The organism is Dactylosporangium vinaceum (genome assembly GCF_019904175.1).
GTDB lineage: Bacteria > Actinomycetota > Actinomycetes > Mycobacteriales > Micromonosporaceae > Dactylosporangium > Dactylosporangium vinaceum.
Genome location: NZ_CP061913.1, coordinates 11,498,688 through 11,516,253 on the forward strand (window position 1 = coordinate 11,498,688; position 17,566 = coordinate 11,516,253).

16 protein-coding genes are annotated in these 17,566 nt (G+C 73.5%); 5 read left to right on the top strand and 11 right to left on the bottom strand.

All coding sequences use genetic code 11. From position 1 onward, the window contains the following. The first annotated feature begins 154 nt into the window (after nt 1–154). Nucleotides 155–745 carry a VUT family protein gene (locus tag Dvina_RS51770; RefSeq protein WP_223099569.1) on the top strand — a complete coding sequence of 197 codons (591 nt, stop codon included), beginning with the start codon at nt 155–157 and terminating at the stop codon, nt 743–745. Beyond that, the gene (locus Dvina_RS51775; protein WP_223099571.1) at nt 705–1,331 is read left to right on the top strand and encodes a hypothetical protein; all 627 of its coding nucleotides are present in this window, start codon (nt 705–707) and stop codon (nt 1,329–1,331) included. Before Dvina_RS51770 ends, Dvina_RS51775 begins: the two co-directional genes overlap by 41 nt. A gap of 4 nt (nt 1,332–1,335) precedes the next feature. Here the strand turns inward: Dvina_RS51775 and Dvina_RS51780 are convergent, their stop codons facing one another. Then, nucleotides 1,336–1,677, bottom strand: a complete 342-nt coding sequence (locus Dvina_RS51780; RefSeq protein WP_223099573.1) for a hypothetical protein — start codon at nt 1,675–1,677, stop codon at nt 1,336–1,338. Nucleotides 1,678–1,778: 101 nt separating this feature from the next. On the opposite strand from Dvina_RS51780, the gene Dvina_RS55020 reads away from it, so the two are divergent. The 3 genes from Dvina_RS55020 to Dvina_RS51795 all read left to right on the top strand — a co-directional run bounded on the left by Dvina_RS55020 (nt 1,779) and on the right by Dvina_RS51795 (nt 4,666). After that, nucleotides 1,779–2,228: a hypothetical protein gene (locus Dvina_RS55020; protein WP_246655874.1), complete on the top strand. Its 450-nt coding sequence runs from the start codon at nt 1,779–1,781 to the stop codon at nt 2,226–2,228. Between the two features lie 5 nt (nt 2,229–2,233). Continuing rightward, a complete protein-coding gene (locus Dvina_RS51790; protein ID WP_223106204.1) occupies nt 2,234–3,691 on the top strand; it encodes a tyrosine-type recombinase/integrase in 1,458 nt (485 codons plus the stop codon). 246 nt (nt 3,692–3,937) lie between these two features. After that, nucleotides 3,938–4,666: a hypothetical protein gene (locus Dvina_RS51795; RefSeq protein WP_223099575.1), complete on the top strand. Its 729-nt coding sequence runs from the start codon at nt 3,938–3,940 to the stop codon at nt 4,664–4,666. 112 nt (nt 4,667–4,778) lie between these two features. Here Dvina_RS51795 and Dvina_RS51800 read toward each other — a convergent pair whose 3' ends face one another. The 10 genes from Dvina_RS51800 to Dvina_RS51845 form a co-directional block, all read right to left on the bottom strand. After that, nucleotides 4,779–5,702: a hypothetical protein gene (locus Dvina_RS51800; protein ID WP_223099577.1), complete on the bottom strand. Its 924-nt coding sequence runs from the start codon at nt 5,700–5,702 to the stop codon at nt 4,779–4,781. A gap of 285 nt (nt 5,703–5,987) precedes the next feature. Continuing rightward, complete coding sequence (locus tag Dvina_RS51805) at nt 5,988–8,495, bottom strand: DEAD/DEAH box helicase (protein WP_223099579.1); 2,508 nt, start codon at nt 8,493–8,495, stop codon at nt 5,988–5,990. Nucleotides 8,496–8,809: 314 nt separating this feature from the next. Further along, nucleotides 8,810–9,715, bottom strand: a complete 906-nt coding sequence (locus tag Dvina_RS51810; RefSeq protein ID WP_223099581.1) for a S1 family peptidase — start codon at nt 9,713–9,715, stop codon at nt 8,810–8,812. Between the two features lie 203 nt (nt 9,716–9,918). Then, complete coding sequence (locus tag Dvina_RS51815; RefSeq protein WP_223099583.1) at nt 9,919–10,830, bottom strand: SAM-dependent methyltransferase; 912 nt, start codon at nt 10,828–10,830, stop codon at nt 9,919–9,921. Nucleotides 10,831–10,895: 65 nt separating this feature from the next. Beyond that, nucleotides 10,896–12,578, bottom strand: a complete 1,683-nt coding sequence (locus tag Dvina_RS51820) for a tetratricopeptide repeat protein (protein ID WP_223099585.1) — start codon at nt 12,576–12,578, stop codon at nt 10,896–10,898. Continuing rightward, nucleotides 12,575–13,441, bottom strand: coding sequence for an SAM-dependent methyltransferase (locus Dvina_RS51825; protein ID WP_223099587.1), 867 nt, complete (start codon nt 13,439–13,441; stop codon nt 12,575–12,577). Before Dvina_RS51825 ends, Dvina_RS51820 begins: the two co-directional genes overlap by 4 nt. Continuing rightward, nucleotides 13,438–14,070: a hypothetical protein gene (locus Dvina_RS51830; protein ID WP_223099589.1), complete on the bottom strand. Its 633-nt coding sequence runs from the start codon at nt 14,068–14,070 to the stop codon at nt 13,438–13,440. Before Dvina_RS51830 ends, Dvina_RS51825 begins: the two co-directional genes overlap by 4 nt. Further along, nucleotides 14,067–15,608, bottom strand: a complete 1,542-nt coding sequence (locus Dvina_RS51835) for an ATP-binding cassette domain-containing protein (protein ID WP_223099591.1) — start codon at nt 15,606–15,608, stop codon at nt 14,067–14,069. The genes Dvina_RS51830 and Dvina_RS51835 overlap by 4 nt, the downstream gene beginning before the upstream one ends. Further along, on the bottom strand, nt 15,605–16,615 hold the full coding sequence (locus Dvina_RS51840) for a branched-chain amino acid ABC transporter permease (protein WP_246655875.1): 1,011 nt from the start codon (nt 16,613–16,615) through the stop codon (nt 15,605–15,607). Before Dvina_RS51840 ends, Dvina_RS51835 begins: the two co-directional genes overlap by 4 nt. Next, on the bottom strand, nt 16,612–17,481 hold the full coding sequence (locus tag Dvina_RS51845; protein WP_223099593.1) for a branched-chain amino acid ABC transporter permease: 870 nt from the start codon (nt 17,479–17,481) through the stop codon (nt 16,612–16,614). The genes Dvina_RS51840 and Dvina_RS51845 overlap by 4 nt, the downstream gene beginning before the upstream one ends. Nucleotides 17,482–17,566 lie beyond the last annotated feature (85 nt).

Below are 17,566 nucleotides of genomic sequence, written 5' to 3' on the forward strand. Positions count from 1 at the left end.
GACCGAGATGGTCGCCCACGTCCTGCCGAGACCACTTGACCGGCTACACCGCACTCGCGACACCACCGCATCCCAATCGGATCTTCCAGTAGGCCACTGCGTCGTCGGCGCGGTGGCCTACTGGCGCATTCACTGCCCTGAAAGGACTTCGTCCGTGACTACGACCTCCCGCCCATACGCCGCCGATCCGGCCAGCGCCACAGTGCGCGGGTCCCACCGCAGTGCACCGGCAATGGTGGCGCCGGTCCTGGCCTTCGTCGCCACCGTCGTGGCCGCCAACGTCCTGACCGCCGTCTTCGGGTTGGTCCCCGTCGGCTTCGGGCTGACGGCGACCGCCGGGACCGCTGCCGCCGGGGTGACCCTGCTGGCCCGCGACTGGGTCCATGACGTTGCCGGCGGCCCTGCGGTCCTGGTGTGCATCGCCGCCGGGGCGCTGCTCAGCGCCGGACTGGCCGGGCCGCGCCTCGCGCTGGCGTCGGCGACCGCGTTCGCGGTGTCGGAGCTGGCCGACCTGGCGGTGTACCAGCCGCTGCGCCGCCGTGGCCTCGTCCGGGCGGTGCTGGCGTCCAACGCCGTCGGCGCCCCGCTGGACACCATCGTGTTCCTCACCCTGGCCGGCCTGCCGGTCTGGGCGGCGCTGCCCGGCCAGCTGTGGGTCAAGGCGTTGACCACCGCCATCCCCGTCGCCGTCGTCTGGACCGCCCGTGCGGTACTACGCCACCGCCTCCGGCCCGGCGGTTCGTGAGGCGATGCGGGCCGGGCTGCTCGGGCAGATCGCGACCCCGGCCGCCGGGAACCGGGTCGAGCCCGGCGTCGACTGGATCGCCGACAACGCCGCGTTCACCGGTCGGTACCCGGGCGACGAGGCGTATCTGGCGTGGCTTTCCGCCCGCGCCGTCCACCGCGGACGGTGCGCGCTGGCGACCGCACCCGACGTCGTCGCCGACGCCGCGGCGACTTGGACCCGGTCCCGGCCCGTCCTGCCCCGCATCCGCGCGCTCGGCTTCCCGGCGGCGCTCGTCGCTCAGGACGGCCTCGAACATCTCGACATCGACTGGTCGCTGTTCGACGCAGTGTTCATCGGCGGGACGACGGCGTGGAAACTCGGCCCGGCCGCCGCCGAAGTCGCCTCCCACGCCCGCTCCCTCGGCCTGCAGGTCCACGTCGGTCGCGTCAACAGCCTGCGCCGGTTGCGGTACGCCGCAGCGATCGGCGCGCACTCCGCCGACGGCACGCACCTCGCGTACGGGCCGCGGCGGAACCTTCCGCAGCTGCTGGGCTGGCTCGAGCAGGTCAATGCCGAAGCACCGGACCAGTCCGGGCCGCGCTGACGGTCTACGGCTCGCGGCGCCGGTCCGCCATCCGGGCGTACACCTCACCGACGGCTTCCGCGCCTGCGGCGTCGAGCTCCGCCCGCCGGCGCAGATACACCAACCAGCGGACCAGGGTCAGCAACAGCCCCACCAGCGAGACAGTGACGGCGAACGAGCCGACGACCCACAACGTCCGGATCAGCCACGCCGGCGCTGCCGTCCCGTCGGCCACCTGCAAGATCAACACCGTCGTCACCGCCGCGGCCAACACGACGGCCAGCCCGGTCCCGAAATACATCGCCGAGCGCGCCAGGTCGGCGCGGATGTGCGCCGTGTGGTCCGGGCGGTACACCTTCCCAGCCATATCGGCAGCATGGCACACCCGCAGCCGACCATGTCACCCCGTCGACGGCGCAGCCCCGTCGACCCTCGTCCATCCCCATCACCGCTGAATGGAGTGGCCTCGTGACCACGACCCCTTCCTTCCACAACTTGCCGACGACACCCCCCGCACCGCCGCAGCCGTCGACGCCCGCCCGCCGCGACGACGGGCCGTGGACCGCGGAGCGCATCCGCGAACTCGGCGTCGTCACCGACCTCCCGACCGCGGCGAAGGTGTTCGGGCTCGGCCGTGCCCTGGCCTATCAGCTCGCCCGCGACGGGCAGTTCCCGGTCCCGGTGCTACGCGTCGGCAACCGCTACCGCGTCGCGGTCGCCGCCATCCTCGCCGCGCTGCACCTGCCCACCGCACCGGACACCGTCACCGACCCGGTCACCGAGCCGGACCGGTCCGGCGGATCGGGTTCGGTGGACGACTTGATCGTGCCGCCGCAGTCGAGCGTCGATCACCACGACGAAATCAGACGCTCCGGCCCGCAGCCGCTGCGGGCCGCACCGACCCGAGGAGTTCCGTGAACACCATCCCAGAGGGATCCGTCTACAAACGCTGCGGATGCAAGGACGCCAACGGCAAGATGCTGAACGGAAAATGCCCGAAGTTGCGCCGCGCCGGCGGCGGGTGGCACCCCACCCACGGCAGCTGGGCGTACCAGATCGAACTGCCGACACGGCCCGGCGAGAAGCGGCGGCCGTTCCGCCGCGGCGGGTTCGACGGCCGTGATGACGCCAACGCCATGCGCGATCACGTCAAGGCCCTGCTCGACCTCGCCAAGGGCGACTGGAACGTCGCCTTCCAGATCAGCGACCTGATCTGGAACACCGGCCGGGGCGAGGCGCTGCCCGACCCGGCCACAATCACCGCCCGCCTGCGCGCCGGGGTACCCGCGTCGGCGGCGACGACCACCGGCGACTACCTGACCCAGTGGATCGACGGGCGGCGCGGGCTGTCCCCGCACACCATGCGTAGCTACCGCGACCACATCACCAACTACCTCGTCCCGCACCTCGGCGCCGTGCCCATCCAGGCCCTCGCCGACCGGCACATCACCGCCATGTTCACCAACCTCGACCAACGCAACGCCGACATCGTCGCCGCGAAAGCCAGCCCCGACCCCGCCGTCCGCGCCACCGTCAACGGCGTTCGGCCGATGGGACCGGCCAGCATGCAGCGGCTGCTCGCCACGCTGCGCAAGGCCCTCAACGACTGCGTACGCAAGGCCAAGCTCATCCCCACCAACCCCGCGATCGGCATCGAGCTACCGTCCGGGAAGCCGCCGACACCCAAGGTGTGGACGCCGAAGGCCGTTGAGCGGTGGCGCACCACCGGCGAGCGCCCGAGCCCGGTGATGGTGTGGACCCCGGCCCAGGCCGGAGAGTTTCTCGACCACGCCGAGTCGCACGACATCATGCTCTACGCGATGTTCGTGCTCATCCTGCACCGCGGCCTGCGCCGCGGTGAGGCGATCGGGCTGCGCGACTTCGACGTCGACCTCGACGACGCCCACCTCACCGTGGCCGAGCAGATCACCGCGGTCGGATACAAGCCGGTCACCAAGGACGTCAAGAGCGACGCCGGGGAACGGGTCATGCCGCTCGGCCCCTCCACCATCACCGTCCTACGCGAGTACCTGACCCGCCGCAGCGGTTGGCAGCAGGTGTGCGGCGACGACTGGCCCGACACCGGCCGGTTCTTCGTCCGCCCCGACGGCCAGCCGTGGCACCCGGACACCGTCAGCAAGCGCTTCGACGCCCTCGTCGACGCCAGCGGACTGCCGCCGGTCCGGCTGCACGACCTGCGCCACTGCGCCGCCACCTTCCTGCGCGCCGGGGGCGCCGACATCAAAGAGGTCCAGGAGACGCTCGGCCACGCCAACGCCGCGCTCACCTCGGACACCTACACCTCCGTGCTGCTGGAGTTCCAACGCGCCCACGCCGACACCGTCGGCGACCTCATCCCCCGCAAACCCCGCGCCGCCTGAACCCGGCGTCGCGAACGACCCGCGCTCCGCAGCGGCGTCCGCCCCGCGCACGAAGACCGGCCCCTCTCACGCAAGGTGGGAGGGGCCGGTTTCGTCGTCCAGGCCTACCCCGCCACCGTTCGGAACTGTTCAACCCTCTGACTGCAGGCCGTGACACTGCCGCGGTCGGCATCGCGAGCAAACGACGAAAGTCGATATTGCACGATCGGGTAGGATTTGGATTGGTTCGTCAACATTGGAGGGTACGTGTTCGAACGCAAGATCAGCTACCCGGTGTACTACGTGCCGTTCGACACCCCGTACCCCGAGGACGTCGAGCTCGGCGCCGGCTGGTTGGAAGCGCAGCCGGGCGAACGCTGTCTCCTGGTCGCGTCCGGCAGCCCGTCGGCGGGTACGGCGCTGGGCCGGCTGGCCGCCTCGACGCGCACGGTCAGCCTGTCGCAGCGTCGGGGAGCGTCCGCCCGGGGTGCGGTACTCGCGCCGCAGCCGACCGAGACGGTGATCGGGGCGCTGATCGACGAGTTCGTCAACAAGGTCACCGCGTTGTGCGTGATCGAGAACGGGGACGAGTTCTGCGAGGCGTGGCTCGCCGACCTGGGCGCCACCCACGTCACGACCGGCGAGGCACATCCGCCGGCCGAGCCGCTGCACGCCGTCGCGGTCTACGCGATGACGAAGGTCGCCAGGGCGGTCAACCACAACAACGCCCTGCTCCAGGCCGAGGACAAGTCCTACGCCGTGCTCACGCTGCAGGAGCTGCACCGCGGCGGCTACCTGCCCGACCCGACCCGACTCGCGGCGTGGGCCGCGGCCAACGGCTTCACCGGCGCCGAGATCGGGAACCTGCGCGACTACGCCGCCACCGTCCACGCCGGTCGGACGTTCCGGCTGCGCGAGACGCGCGGACCGCAGGAAGGCGCCCGCACGCAGTGGGAGGCAGCGGTTGCGGGCGAGGCGACCGCCGCACAGTCGTAACCTGCCGCCCAGGTCGTGCTGACGCTGCCGCCAGGCAGGAGCGGGCCCGGGTCGGCTCCCTGCTGCCCGCGCATCGGGAGCCGGGCCGACGGTCCGCGCTCGGCGCGGGTGTTCAGGTCACGATGCGGTAGCCGGCGTCCAGCAGCAGGTAGCTGCGGTCGGTGGCCCAGGGGACGGTGCTGCCGGACCGGGTGACGGTGAGTGCCTGGGGTCGCCAGGTGTTCGGGTCGAGAATGAGCACTGCTCGGTCGACGGAGTCGCTGTCGTAGTGGTGGTCGCCGGACACGGCGATGCCGGGGCGGCCGGCCTGGTCGACCGCCGGCCCGTCGAGGTGCAGTCCCGGCGTGGTGCACAGCACGGCGAGCGCGGCGGCGTGCTGCGTGATGGTGGGCAGCAGGCGGCGGTAGCGCGACTCGATGCCCTGCAGCAGGTAGGTCAGGCGCCGGTCGTCCGGATCCCACATCGCCACCTGCTCGGCCAGTTCGGCGGGGTCGGTGGACCATCCGTTGGCGGCGATCCACAGCGGATCGGTCCGGTCCGGTGGCGGCCTGCGGACGGCGGGGTCGGCGCTCCATCCGCGGTATACGTGCGGGTCGTCGAGGTTCCACCGGTAGGTCAGGTGCCGCACGGTCGCCCCGTCGGCGGCTTGCCACGTCGCGACGTCGCTCTGCTGCAGCGGGTAGTACCACGGTCCCGTCGAGCGGTTTCGCCACGGGTGCTGGTCGTACTGGAGGTATCGCACGACGAAGTAGGTGTACCGGCCGGGCCGCAGCCAGACCGGCTCACCGCCGAGCACCGGCCCACCCGCCGGTAGTTGCAGGCTCACCGCCGCCAGGGGGCCAGCTCCCGCCGCGGCGGGCTGACGCAGCAGCGGCGACGCCGAGCCGGTCCCGCGCAGCGTCGAGGCGGCCCACTGGCACATCGAGGGTATCGGCCGCATCTGGGCCAGGGTCCGCGCCGCCGCGGAGGCCGCGGGTGTCGACGGTGCCGGCACGACCGGCGGCACCACAGCGACGGCACCAACCACGGTGGCCACACACAGACACCACCGCCGGCTCACGCCCGCCGGCCTACGGCGACGCAACCCGAGTCGCAGGAAGTGGGTCATAGCGACAGGCATGGATCACTCCAGGATGAGGAAGCGGGGGGAACGCGTCGGTCGCACGGCCGGTGCCGAGGGCCGCCTCGTCGCGCGGAACGGCGGTCGGGACCGTTGAGCGGCAGACGTCACGCTGCAGAGGGCCTCGGCCCGCCGAACGACATCCCCGCCCGGCAAGCAGGAGCACAACGCGGAACGGTGGCTGTACAGCGGCTCGACGCGTCATGGCGGCGCTCCTGGCGGGTGCCGGTCGTCCGGCGGGGCCAGTCGCTCGGGCACGTCACGCCTGACGTCCGTCCCGAGCGGGCCGAGGTGCTCGAGTGCTCGACCCGGTTGCCTGGGAACCGGACCGGCGCGGCGGGGCCGGCCGGGCTGGTAGCGGCGGCCGGTGATCTGCCAGTTCATGCCGAGGGCGTCGGCGGCGGCGATCTGGTCGGCGGTGAGCCGGCCCTCGTCGTGGTCCTTGCGCATCTTGAGCATGAACCGGGACAGCACGACCCCGTCGTGGCGGTCGCCGGTACGCGCTCGCAGGTGCCCCTCCCGGGCGTGGAACCGTTCCAGCGCGGCGAATTGCTCCCACCACTGCTGCTCCCGCAGATTCCAGATCATGCCCATGGCGTCGAGCCGGGCCCGGTTGGCGGCGGTGAGGCGCCCCTCGCGGACGTCGACCCGCCGCATCGTCAGCCAGTGGTGTACGTCGATGCCGTCGATGATCGTGCCGTTCGGTGCCCGAAGGTGGCCGTGCTCGCGGTGGAACGCCTGCGCGGCGGCGAACCCCTCCGCCCAGGTGGCCTTCGTCTTCCAGATCATGCCGATCGCGGTGAGCGCAGCAGCCCTGGCCGGTGTCAGGGTTCCGCGTTGGTAATCACCGCGGCGTCGCAGCAGCCAGGCGGCGAGGTCGACGCCGTCGCGATGGTGTCCGGTCGGCACGTTGAGGTGGCCGTGTTCGCGGTGGAAGGCGGTCGCGGCGGCCAGTCCTTGCTGCCAGGCCGTCTCGTACGGGTCCAGGTCCAGACCGAGGTTGGTCAGCAGCTGGCGGCGGTCGGCGGGTAGGTGCCCGGCTTTGGCGGCGGCGCGTTGTTGGCCGATCCAGCGGGCCAGCCAGATGTCGTGTTCGCGGTGGCCGGTCGGGACGCGGACGTGACCGTGCCGGGTGTGGAACGCGTGCAGGGCGGTGTAGCCGACCAGCCAGTCCGAGGTGGTGCCTTCCAGGATCCGCAGCGTGATGTGCTGGACCAGGTCCTCGGTGGCGTAGCCGTCGGGCAGGCGGAGCAGGACGCGGGCCGGAAGTTCGGCCCGGCCGGTGCACGCACTGCGGCGGCGCGTGTCGAGCTCGTCGCCGAGGACCTCGTCGTGGGCGCGTAGAGCCCGCAGGATCTGGCACACCGTCTCCCAAGCGCCGAGGTCGGCGTCCGTGGTGCCGCTGTCCGACGTGCGGTGCTGCCCGTCGGGTACGAGATCGGGCAGCAGGATGGGCAGCAGGATGGTGGCTGTGCCGGAGCCGCCGACGCTGCGGCGCAGCGCCCGGCCGACGGCCTGGATGACCTCGATCGTGGCGCGGCGCTGTCCGGCGAACGCGACCCCGTCGACGGCGGGCACGTCAACGCCGGTACTCAGGCAGCGCACGTTCGACACGACCGTCCATCCGTCCTGTGGCGGGGCGGTGAGGTGCTCGAGGTGGATGCGCCGTTGCGCGACGGTCTGTTGCCCGTCGACGTGGCCGGTCGTGAGCGGGCCAGGTGGCAGTTCCCCGCCGGCCGCCTCGACGGCCCGCACGGTCGTGGGCAGGGTCCGGGCGAACTCGCGGCTGGCCTCGATGCCGGTGTCGAAGACGAGCATCCGGCGCAGCCCGAACTCGGCTGCCGCCCGGATCAGCGCCAGTTGCAGCACCACGGTGCGGGTCGTGGCGAGACCGTCGTCGTTGAGGGCTTCGCGGCCGGTGGCGTGCAGCAGCTGCATCACCTCGCGGTTGGTGATGCCGACGGCGACGATGCGGTAGTCGTCGAGCCACCCGTCGGCGATGGCCCGGGCGGTGCTGTAGCGGGACAGGACCGGCCCGAATACCTTCTGGTCGTCCATCGACAGCAGCGCCGCATCGTCGACCCGGCCGCGCCGATCGGTGCCCAGGATGCGCGGTGTCGCGGTCATGTACAGCCGCCGCCGTGCCGGGAACCGATCGTCGTCGTGGATCGCGGCGACGTCGGTGTCGACCCGTCCGGTCGTTTCGTGTGCCTCATCGATGACGAGCAGCTCAGACACGGTCCCCGCGGCGGCGAGCGCGGCACCGACCAGGTGCGCCGAGACGTGCGTCGTCAGGATCAGTCGCCGCCCGGGAGCAGACCGGCGCAGGAACGCGACGATCACGGCCGTGTCCGTGGTGACGTCGCAGGCCAGTTGCGCGGTTACGCGAACGGCGGCGTCTCGGACCGTTGCGTCGCTGCACACCGCGAGCAGGTCCTGCGCCGCGCCGGTGTGGGCCCACACCGCCAGGGTCTGCGCGATCAGCCCCAGTGACGGACAGGCGATGACCACCGGCCCGTCCTGGACGAGCTCGACCGCGGCGTGGACCGCGACGAGGGTCTTGCCCGTGCCGCACGCCGACAGGTACTGGCCTCGCCCGCCGGTGCGGAGCGCGCTGACGGCTGCCGCCCCTCCAGCCGTCTGATAGTCCCGGAGGTCGGGCAGCCGAGGACGTTCCCGCCGATCTGTCGTGCCGGTGGCCGACCGCACGGCATCGGCTGGTGCAAGGGAGGGTGCCGCGGTCACCGGCCTGCCCTCCAATCGGCGGTACGTGGGGTGCAGGCTCCGAACCGCCGAACGAACGTGATCTCGATGGGTGTCACCAAGCTCCTTCAGGCGAACGCCCGCTCATCGCCGTGGTCCTTTACACGCGCTGGTCGTCAGGCAGCACGCACGCGACGGGTCGCGCGCAGGCCCTCGGTGCGCATCGTGCGCAGGCTCGGTCCGGTCCCGACCGGCGTCGCGTCCGAGCCGGTCGGCGGCCGGACCGAGCCTTGCGTCAGTGCTCGTCCCAGGTGCGCGGGTCAGGCGACGATGTACGGCCTGAGCAGGTTCATCCGGGTGGCGTCGGGTGCGCCGAAGGTTTGCACCGGTGGGCAGGTGCACGGCTGGAGCTTTGGCTTGACGATCATCGTGGCGATCCAGATCTGGAACGGGTGGTAGGTGATGTCGGTGTAGACATCCGGCCCGTTGCAGGGGTCGGCTTCGCTGGTCTCTCGGCTCGCGATCCCGACGGACGCCCATCTGCGCGCGTTGTAGTGGCCGCCGGCGGTGGGCTGCAGTGCTGGGCCGCCGGAGTCGCCGAAGCACGCGCCGGCGCCGAGGCACAGTTCACCTGCGCCGATGAACCCGCCAGCGCAGGAGGTGGTGGGCAGGCGGGTGGTGTCGCGCTGCTGCAGGAGGGTCGGGATCGTGGTTCCCGGCGGCGGTGGGTACGCGGTCAGGCCCCAGCCGATGAGCCGCCGCGGCGTGGTGTCGGCCTGCCGGAAAGCGACGGGCATGAGCCGTGCCGGTACCGGGCCGGTCAGCTCGACGAGGGCGAGGTCGGACACCGGCGCACCGGCTTGTGCGCCCCACATCCAGTCCGGGTGGAGGTAGACCTGCTTGCCGGTGACGACGACACCGCCGGTGGTGCGGTCGTTGGAACCGATGCGGGCGGTGACGTTTCCGCCAGGTGCGGCGACGGGCGTCGGCGCCACCCGCTGGTCGGAGACGCAGTGCGCCGCGGTCAGCAGCAGGCGAGGGGTGATGAGCGCGGCGCCGCACTTGGCGGTGCCCAGGCCCGGGTACTCGACGGACAGCGCCGCCATGCCGGGATAGACCTGGGTGGCGTCGCGCCCGCCGACGATCGCAGCGGCTGGCGCGGACCCGGCGGCGACAACGACGCCGAGGGTCACCGCCATGATCGTCGACCGTGTGAGGAGTTTCATCGAGACCTTTCTCTTCCGTGGTGTGGTGTTGCGGCCCGGCACCGCTTGGTGGTGCCGGGTGTCGAGGGGCGGGCGTCGGCGCGGCCGGCTCACGCCCTGTCCGCCGCCGGCAGGTTGCGCTGGTCCGGGCCGGAGCCACGAACGGGTGTGTGCCGAGGGCTGGCGTCGCGCCGAAGTGCGCTCGATCGTCCGCTGCGGTTCAGCTACCGGATCCGGGCGAGCAGGCCGTAGCAGCCGGTCTGTTCCGGCGGGATGACCTGGTCGTCGGGTCCGTCGGGCCGCCACTGGCTGACCGGTACGATTCCCGGCTCGACGAGTTCGAGGCCGGCAACGAGCGCTTCGACCTCCTCGCGGGTCCGGGCCCGGTACGGTCCATGGGCGCCGCTGGCGGCCATCGCGGCCAGCATCGCCGTGGTGTCCGGGTCGAAGAAGTCGCTGGTTGCATGGGACAGCGCGACGTAGCTGCCGGCGGGCATCGCTTCGATCAGCGCCCTGATCTGCCGCCTGGGTTCGTCGGCGTCGGTGAGGAAGTGCAGGACGGCGATGAGGAGCAGCCCGACGGGCTCGTCCCAGCGCACTGTCGCGCGCAGCTGCGAATCTTGGAGCAGGGCGGCGGCGTTGCGCAGGTCCGCGTCGACGTAGACGGTCTGCCCGTCCGGGTGACCGGTGAGCAACGCCCGTGCGTGGACCAGGACGAGGGGATCGTTGTCGACGTAGACGATGCGGGCGGCAGGGTGGATACGCTGCGCGATCTCGTGGGTGTTGTCGGCGGTCGGCAGGCCGGTGCCGATGTCGAGGAACTGCGTGATGCCGAGGTCCCTGACCAGGTGCGTGACGACACGCTGCAGGAAGGCCCGGTTCTCCCGCGCGGCCACGGCGACGTGCGGGAACACCTTCGTCACCTCATCGCCGGAGTCGCGGTCAGCGGCGAAGTTGTCCTTGCCGCCGAGCCAGTAGTTGTACCGGCGGGCCGGATGCGGACGCGTCGAGTCGATTGCCGAGGTCTCGGACGCGCGGGTGTCCGCGGCCGGCGCACCCGGCCGTGCACTGTTCTGCGCCAACGAGTCGGCCGACGGAGGATCAGTCGGCGAAGCGGTGGTGTCCGGTTGGGTCATGATCCGTTCCGTTCAGCAGGTCGTGTGAGGTCGCGGGGTGGGTCTCGGATCGCCGTCGTAGCGGGTCAGGGCAGGAGGTCACGCCAGACGGCGGCTCGGTCGGGCGGGTGCAGGACGGCGGAGGCGTCCGTCGCGGCGCAACGGCCCGACGGGCAGCAGCAGATGGCGGCTCGCGCGCCGGGAGCGGTGATCGGACGTCGCCGTCCTCGCACATCGGGGGTGCGTGGTCCGGGCTGCGCCGCGGTCGGCCCGTCAGTCGTCGCCGCCGAGTCCGATGCGGTCGGGTGCTGGCCTCGCCGGTGTCGGCGCCGCAGAACGGGCCAGGGTGCGCAGCGGGTGGGATGCCGGCGGCGGGGCGTGCCGCTGGGCCGGTACGCGGCCGGTGTGACCGCTGCTGGCGAGGTTGCTGCGGCCGTGGCAGCGGACGTCGAGCCGGGCGGCTGGGTGCATGCCGGTGCGGCGGCGACGGTCAGGTTGGTGCTGTAGACCAGCGCGATCCGGACGCAATACTCGCGGGTGCGGTGCAGCCCCGTGAACTGGTGTTCGGTGGTGCCGGCCGGCGTCGTGGTGTCGGCGACGGCACCGCCGTCGGAGCGGGTGAGGCGCAGCAGCGCCGGGCTGCTGGCGGTCGGGTCACGCCAGGCCACGGTGAGGGTGGTTGGCGGGTTGCGAACGAGCCGGATCTGCTGCGGCGCCGCCGGCGAGGCAGCCGCCGATCTCGCCGATGCGCTCGGTGCGGAACTCGCCGGCGGTTGGCCGCCGGTCGGTCCGGCTGCGGTGGGCGTGGCCGGATGCGCCCGCCGGTCGTCGACCGCCGCGCCCGGCACGCTCCAGGCACTGGCGGCGAGGGCCACGACGGAGACCACGACGAGGGCAGCGACGGCGATCATCGCCCGGGTGTGCCACCGCGGTCGTTGGCGCCGCTGTGGGTCCGGCGCGGCGGGTGGGGGCACCGCCCGCTGTCCTGGGCTGTCTGGCCCGCGGTCGCGGGTCGGCGCCGCACGCCCGGCCGGGTCGTGTCTGGGCTTCGATGCCGTGGCGGGCGTGGTGTAGCTGGTGAGCAGGCGCTCGACGTGGGCGGTCAGGGGGTGGTCCGGACCGAAGACGCTATGGGCCTCGGCGGCGGCGTCGTCGAGGACGTCGGCCGCAGCGGCGGGGGTGCCGAGCCGGTCGTGCAGCGCGGCGAGGTGCAGGCTGTAGCGGGCGGCGACCGCGGTGTGCTGGCGGGTCGGGCCGTGCAGCGCGGCGACGGCGGCGCTCAGCAGCGGCACGGCCCGGCCCGGGTCGCCGCGGTCGGCGATGAGCTGGGCGCGGTCGGCGCGGGCCAGGCGCACGGCCCACCCGGCCAGGTCGGCGTCGTCGGTGGCGCCGCCGAGGACGACGCGGTAGAGCCGGTCGGCGTCGTCGAGGCGGCCCTGGGCGTGCAGAATCCGGCCGAGGACGCCGGTGGCGCGGAGCGCCGCCGGGTGGCGCGGGCCGTAGGTGGCGGCGAGGTCGTCGACGAGGTGCCGGGCCAGCCGGTAGGCGGTGTCGAGGTCACCGTTGCGGCACAGCAGGTCGGCGTGGCGCCAGGTGACGACCGCGGCCAGCAACGGGTCGGTGACGGCGCTTGCGCTGGAGCCGTCGCTGGGGCTGTCGAGCTGCTGCCGGGCCCAGCCGAGCACGTCTGCAGCGGCGGCCAGGTCGCCGGCGGCGTCGTGCTCGGCGGCCCTGGACAGCAGCGCCCGGATCTCCTCGTCGACGCTCACGCCGGCCGTCCCTCGGCGACGCCGGAGGCGAGCCGGCCGGGGATGTGCGGGGCCGCCAGGGCCAGCATCCCGCGACCGCCGCCGCGGGTCCGGCGTCGCCGCGGTGGGGTGATGCCGGTCAGGCCGGCGGTGTGCAGCAGCGTGCGGAACTGCCGGCGGGTGCGCAGGTACAGCGGCTGGCTGGTGCCGGCGTACAGACGGGTCAGCGAGGCGGCCGTGGCGGCGGGCTGGTCGTCGGTGACCAGGTGCGAGATCACCAGCCGGCTGCCCGCGGGCAGCCGGCTGCTCAGCACGGCGAGCAGCCGGCTCGCGGCGGTGTCGGGCAGGTGGTGCAGCACGCCGAGGCACAGCGCCAGGACCGGTTCCCGCAGGGTGAGGGTCTGTCCGGCCAGGTCGAGCAGCGTCTCGGGGTGGCCGGGGTCGGCGTGCACGACCGTGACGTCGGGCCGGTCGGCGTGCACGAGCCGCTGCTGCTCCACGGCGACCGGGTCGGCGTCGACAGCAACGACCCGCACACCGGGCGGGATGTGGCGGTGGTCGACGCCGGCCACAGCGTTCGGGACCGCCATGCCGGCACCCAGCTCGAGGATCTCGCTGACGCCGCCGGCGATGGCGCGCAGCACGAGATGGCGGCGGAAGGTCCATTCGGCGTGCAGGGCGGTCCGCAGCTGCGGTGCGGCGCGCAGGATCGCCGCGCCGACCGTCCGGTCGTCGGCGAAGGTGTGCGCGCCGCCGCGGAGGAAGTCGAGGATCCGGGCCGGGCTGGGCCGCTCGTCGAGGACGGGCCCGTCGCCGCGGACGGCGGCGCCGACCAGCCGCTCGCGAGCGGTGCCGATCGGGCTGATCGGGCGGGTCGCTGTCATGCCGGTGCCGATCCGGTGCGGGCACCCGCTCGGGGCGGGCGCAGCATGATCCAGCACGGGTGGGCACCGGCGACGACTGCCTGCTGGGCGGGCCGGTAGCCGTGGCGCTCAAGCAGGCGAACGGTCGGCTCGTCGAAGGCGTACGCGGTGGCGGCGGCGCCGGCCCGGTCGTCGGCGGCGTGGCGGTGGGCCAGTAGGGCGCTGGCGCGGCCGATGCGGCGGATCCCGGGTTCGACGGCGACGAGCAGGAGCTGCCAGAACGCGTCTCCGGCCGTCGCCTGCGGCTCGCCTGGTCGCCCGACCGGTGGCAGGGTCGCGGCCAGGGTGGTGATGCGGTGGATGTAGGCGGTGTCGGGAGCGAACCCGCCCGACGCGCCGAGCGGCGGCCAACCGCCAGCGGCGGGCTGCTGCAGCCACACCGCGACCGCGGAGCGGTCGTCGCACCAGTCGACGGCTCCGCAGGCGATGGCGTGCCGGGCGACGGCGGTGATGTCGGCGCGGAGCTGGTACTCGGTCGCGTCGCCGAGCAGCCACTGCCGTAGCGGATGCCCGGCCGTGGCGGCGAGGATGGTGTAGCCGACGAGTTCGGCCTCGCCGGGCAGTGCGGTGCAGATCTGCGGGACGTTCATCGGCTGCTCCGGGCTGCGACGCCGAGCGCCTGGTCGAGCCGGGTGCGGACGGCCGGGTCGTCGACGGTGGTGGCCGGGGTGTCCAGGACGATCCGCCCGCGGTCAAGGACCAGCACGTGCTCGGCGGTGTGCAGGGCGAACGGCTGGTGCTGTTCGGCGAGCAGGACGGTGACGCCGCCGGCGGCGATCTGCCCGATGGCGGTGGCGAGGTCCGCGACGACAGCGGGGGCGAGCCCTTCAGTGGGTTCGTCGAGCAGCAGCAGTCGGGGCCGGCCGAGCAGGGCGCGGGCCAGGGCGAGCATCTGTTGTTCGCCGCCGGAGAGCCGGGCAGCGGGCTGTGCCAGCCGGGCGGCGAGGGGCGGGAACATGCCGAGGAGGTCGTCGCGGGTCCATGTCGGTGCTGCACTGGTGTCGGTGCTGCGGCGTCGGGCCGTGGCGGCGGCGAGGGTGAGGTGCTCGCTGACGGTGAGGTCGAACAGGCGCCTGCCTTGCGGAACGATGCCGATTCCGGCTCGCGCGGCCTGATCGGGCCGCCCGGGCAGGGGTGTCGCGTCGAGGTGGACTTGGCTATTCGGGTGGCGCGGGTGTAGGCCGGCGACGGCGTTGAGCATGGTGGTTTTGCCGGCGCCGTTGCGGCCGAGGACCGCCACGACCGCCCCGGCCGGCACGTCGAAGGTGATGTCGTGCAGGACGGCCGCGCCCTGGTAGCCGGCGCGCAGGCCGCGAACCTGCAGCAGTGATGGTGGTGTGCGGCGGTTGGTGATGGCCGCGGCGGTGGCTGTGCGAGGGGCCGGTTCGTCGCCGCGGGCGGCGGTGACGGGTGCGGTGAGGTAGGCGGCGTGCACGTCCGGGTCGGTCCGCACGGCGTGGACCGGACCGGTGGTCAGGTGCCGGCCGTGGTGCAGGACGGTGACGGTGTCGGCGAGGTCCCAGACGAGGTCGAGGTGGTGGTCGATGAGCAGCACGGTGAGGTCGGCGGGCAGCGCCCGGATGGTGGCGGTGAGCCGGGTGACCTCCTGCGGGTCCAGGCCGGCTGAGGGTTCGTCGAGCAGCAGCAGTCGTGGCTGGGCGGCGACGGCGACGGTGAGTTCCAGCCGGCGGCGCAGTCCGTACGGCAGCTCGCCCGCCGGTGTTGCGGCATGCTCGCTCAGGTCGGCGGCGTCCAAGACGGCGGCGGCCTCGTCGCGGCGGCGGCCCGGCCGCGGACCTTGCAGGCGGCGGGTGAGGGCGAGTTCGACGTTGGCGGCGGCAGTCAGCGTGTCCACGACGGCGGGGTGCTGGAAGGTGCGCCCGACACCGAGGCGGGCGCGGGCGGCGGCACCGCTCGCGGTCACGTCGACGCCGTCGAAGGTGATCCTGCCGTTGGTGGGGCGGACGGTGCCCGCGATGAGGTGGAACAGGGTGCTCTTGCCGGCGCCGTTGGCGCCGATGATCGCGTGCCGGGCCCCGGCCGGGATGGTGAGGTCGAGCTCGTGCAGGGCCAGCAGGCCGCCGTAGCGTCGGCTTACCCGGTCCAGGTGCAGCAGCGGCACGGTCACGGCCACCACCTGCGCAGGACCCCGGGCCGGTGCGTGGCTGCGGTGCCTGCGGTGCGCAGCAACGGCCGGGTGTACGCGACGGCCAGGAACAGCACGCCGAGCAGCGCGACGCCGTGGCCGCTGGTCATCCCGCCGAGCAGATCCCGGGTCGCGACGATGACGGCGGCGCCGGCCACCGCACCGGTCATGGTGCCGGCACCGATCGCGGCGGCGAGCAGGCTCAACGCCGCGACGTCGAAGCCCATGTCGGCCGGGGACACGTACCGGTTGACGGCGACGAGCAGCGCCCCGGCGCCCCCAGCCAGGGCGCCGGCGCTGGTGTAGCCGGTGGCGAGCTCGGCGGTGACCGGATGCCCGAGCGCGGCCATCCGAGGTTCGTGCCCGGCGCAGCCGCGCAGTACCAGGCCGAGCCGGGAGCGCAGCAGCACCGCCACGGCGGCACCGGCCAGCAGCAGCACGGCCAGGACGTACCAGTAGACGCCGGCGGCGCCGGTCACCGCGCCGACGCCCGGCAGCTTGACGGGTGGGGTGTGCAGGCCGTCGTCGCCGCCGGTCAGCGACCGCCATTGCGCCGCACCGGTCGCGGTGAGGCTCTGCACCGCGAACGTCGTCATCAGCAACGCGGTCGCGCGGGTGCGCAGCACCAGCGGCGCGGTGACCGCCGCCGCGACCGCGCCGGCGGCGGTCGCGGCGGCGAGCTGCACCAGCGCATCGCCGACCCCGGCCCGGGCGAGCAGCGCGGCGGTGTAGGCGCCGATGCCGAGGTAGGCCGCCTGCCCGAACGCGGGCAGGCCGGCGACCCCGACGAGCAGTTGCGTGGACAGGGCGAGGACGGCGAAGACGACCGCGGTCGAGGCGAGAGCGACGGTGTAGGCGTCGGCGACCCACGGCAACCCGACGGCGGCTGCCACCACGAGGCTCAACGCGCCGACCCGTGCCCGGCCCACCCGCCCGGCGCCGGCCCGCGGGCGGTCGGTGGAGTGTGCGGTGGCGGCCGGGGCGTTCACGCGGTCCTCGCGGCGGGTGCGGCGGCGCCACGGCCGCGGATCAGCAGCACGATGAGCAGCGCGCCGAACAGCACGAACGGCGCGGCCTGCGGCGCGGCGAGGACCCCGACGGTCTGCACCTGCCCGACGAGCAACGCTGCGGCCAGCGTGTGCGGCATCGAGCCAGCACCGCCGAGGACCACGACGATGAGGGACAGGATGAGCACGGTCGTGTCGACGCCGGGAGCGGGACCGAGCAGCGGCGCGCCGAGGACCCCGGCGGTGACGGCGAGCGCTCCCCCCGCGGCGAGCGCGGCGACGCGGACGGCGCCGGTGCGGATGCCGGTCGCGGCGGCCATGGCGGGGTCGGTGACGGTCGCACGGAGCATCAGCCCCGCCGTCGTGTGCCGCAACGTCAGGTGCAGTACGACCGCGATCCCGGCGGCGACGGCGATGAACACCAGCCGGTAGATCGGATAGCCGTGTCCGGCGACGTCGACCCGGCCGGTGAGCACCTGCGGCGGATCGGTGGGCAGCGGCACCGCCCCGAACACGGTGGTGAACCCGTCCGCGGCCAGGAACGCGATCCCGAGCGTCACGAGGGCCTGGTCGAGGTGGTCGCCGCGGCGCAGCGGGCGCAGCAACCCGGCCAGGACGGCGCCGCCGCTCGCCCCGGCCGCCGCACCGACCGCGACCGCGGCGAGTAGCCCCGCCATGCTTCCGTCGGTGAGCAGATACGCCAGGTACGCCCCGGCCAGGTACAGCGTGCCGTGCGCGAGGTTGAGCACGTCCATCACGCCGAAGATCAGCGCGAGGCCGGCGGCCACCGTGAACAGCAGCAGCCCGAACGCGACCCCGTCCAGCCCGGTCACCGCGACCGTCCCCATCTGCCTCGCACCTCCGTTCCCTGTCGCCTCATGCGTGCCGTGCCCTGTGCCGTGCCCTGTGCCGTGGTCCGTGCCGTGGCTGTGT

Coding starts and splice junctions, on each gene's coding strand:
- Dvina_RS51780 (WP_223099573.1), bottom strand. CDS start 1,677: ATGGCTGGGAAGGTGTACCGCCCGGACCACACGGCGCACATCCGCGCC.
- Dvina_RS51810 (WP_223099581.1), bottom strand. CDS start 9,715: ATGAAACTCCTCACACGGTCGACGATCATGGCGGTGACCCTCGGCGTC.
- Dvina_RS51815 (WP_223099583.1), bottom strand. CDS start 10,830: ATGACCCAACCGGACACCACCGCTTCGCCGACTGATCCTCCGTCGGCC.
- Dvina_RS51825 (WP_223099587.1), bottom strand. CDS start 13,441: ATGACAGCGACCCGCCCGATCAGCCCGATCGGCACCGCTCGCGAGCGG.
- Dvina_RS51830 (WP_223099589.1), bottom strand. CDS start 14,070: ATGAACGTCCCGCAGATCTGCACCGCACTGCCCGGCGAGGCCGAACTC.
- Dvina_RS51845 (WP_223099593.1), bottom strand. CDS start 17,481: ATGGGGACGGTCGCGGTGACCGGGCTGGACGGGGTCGCGTTCGGGCTG.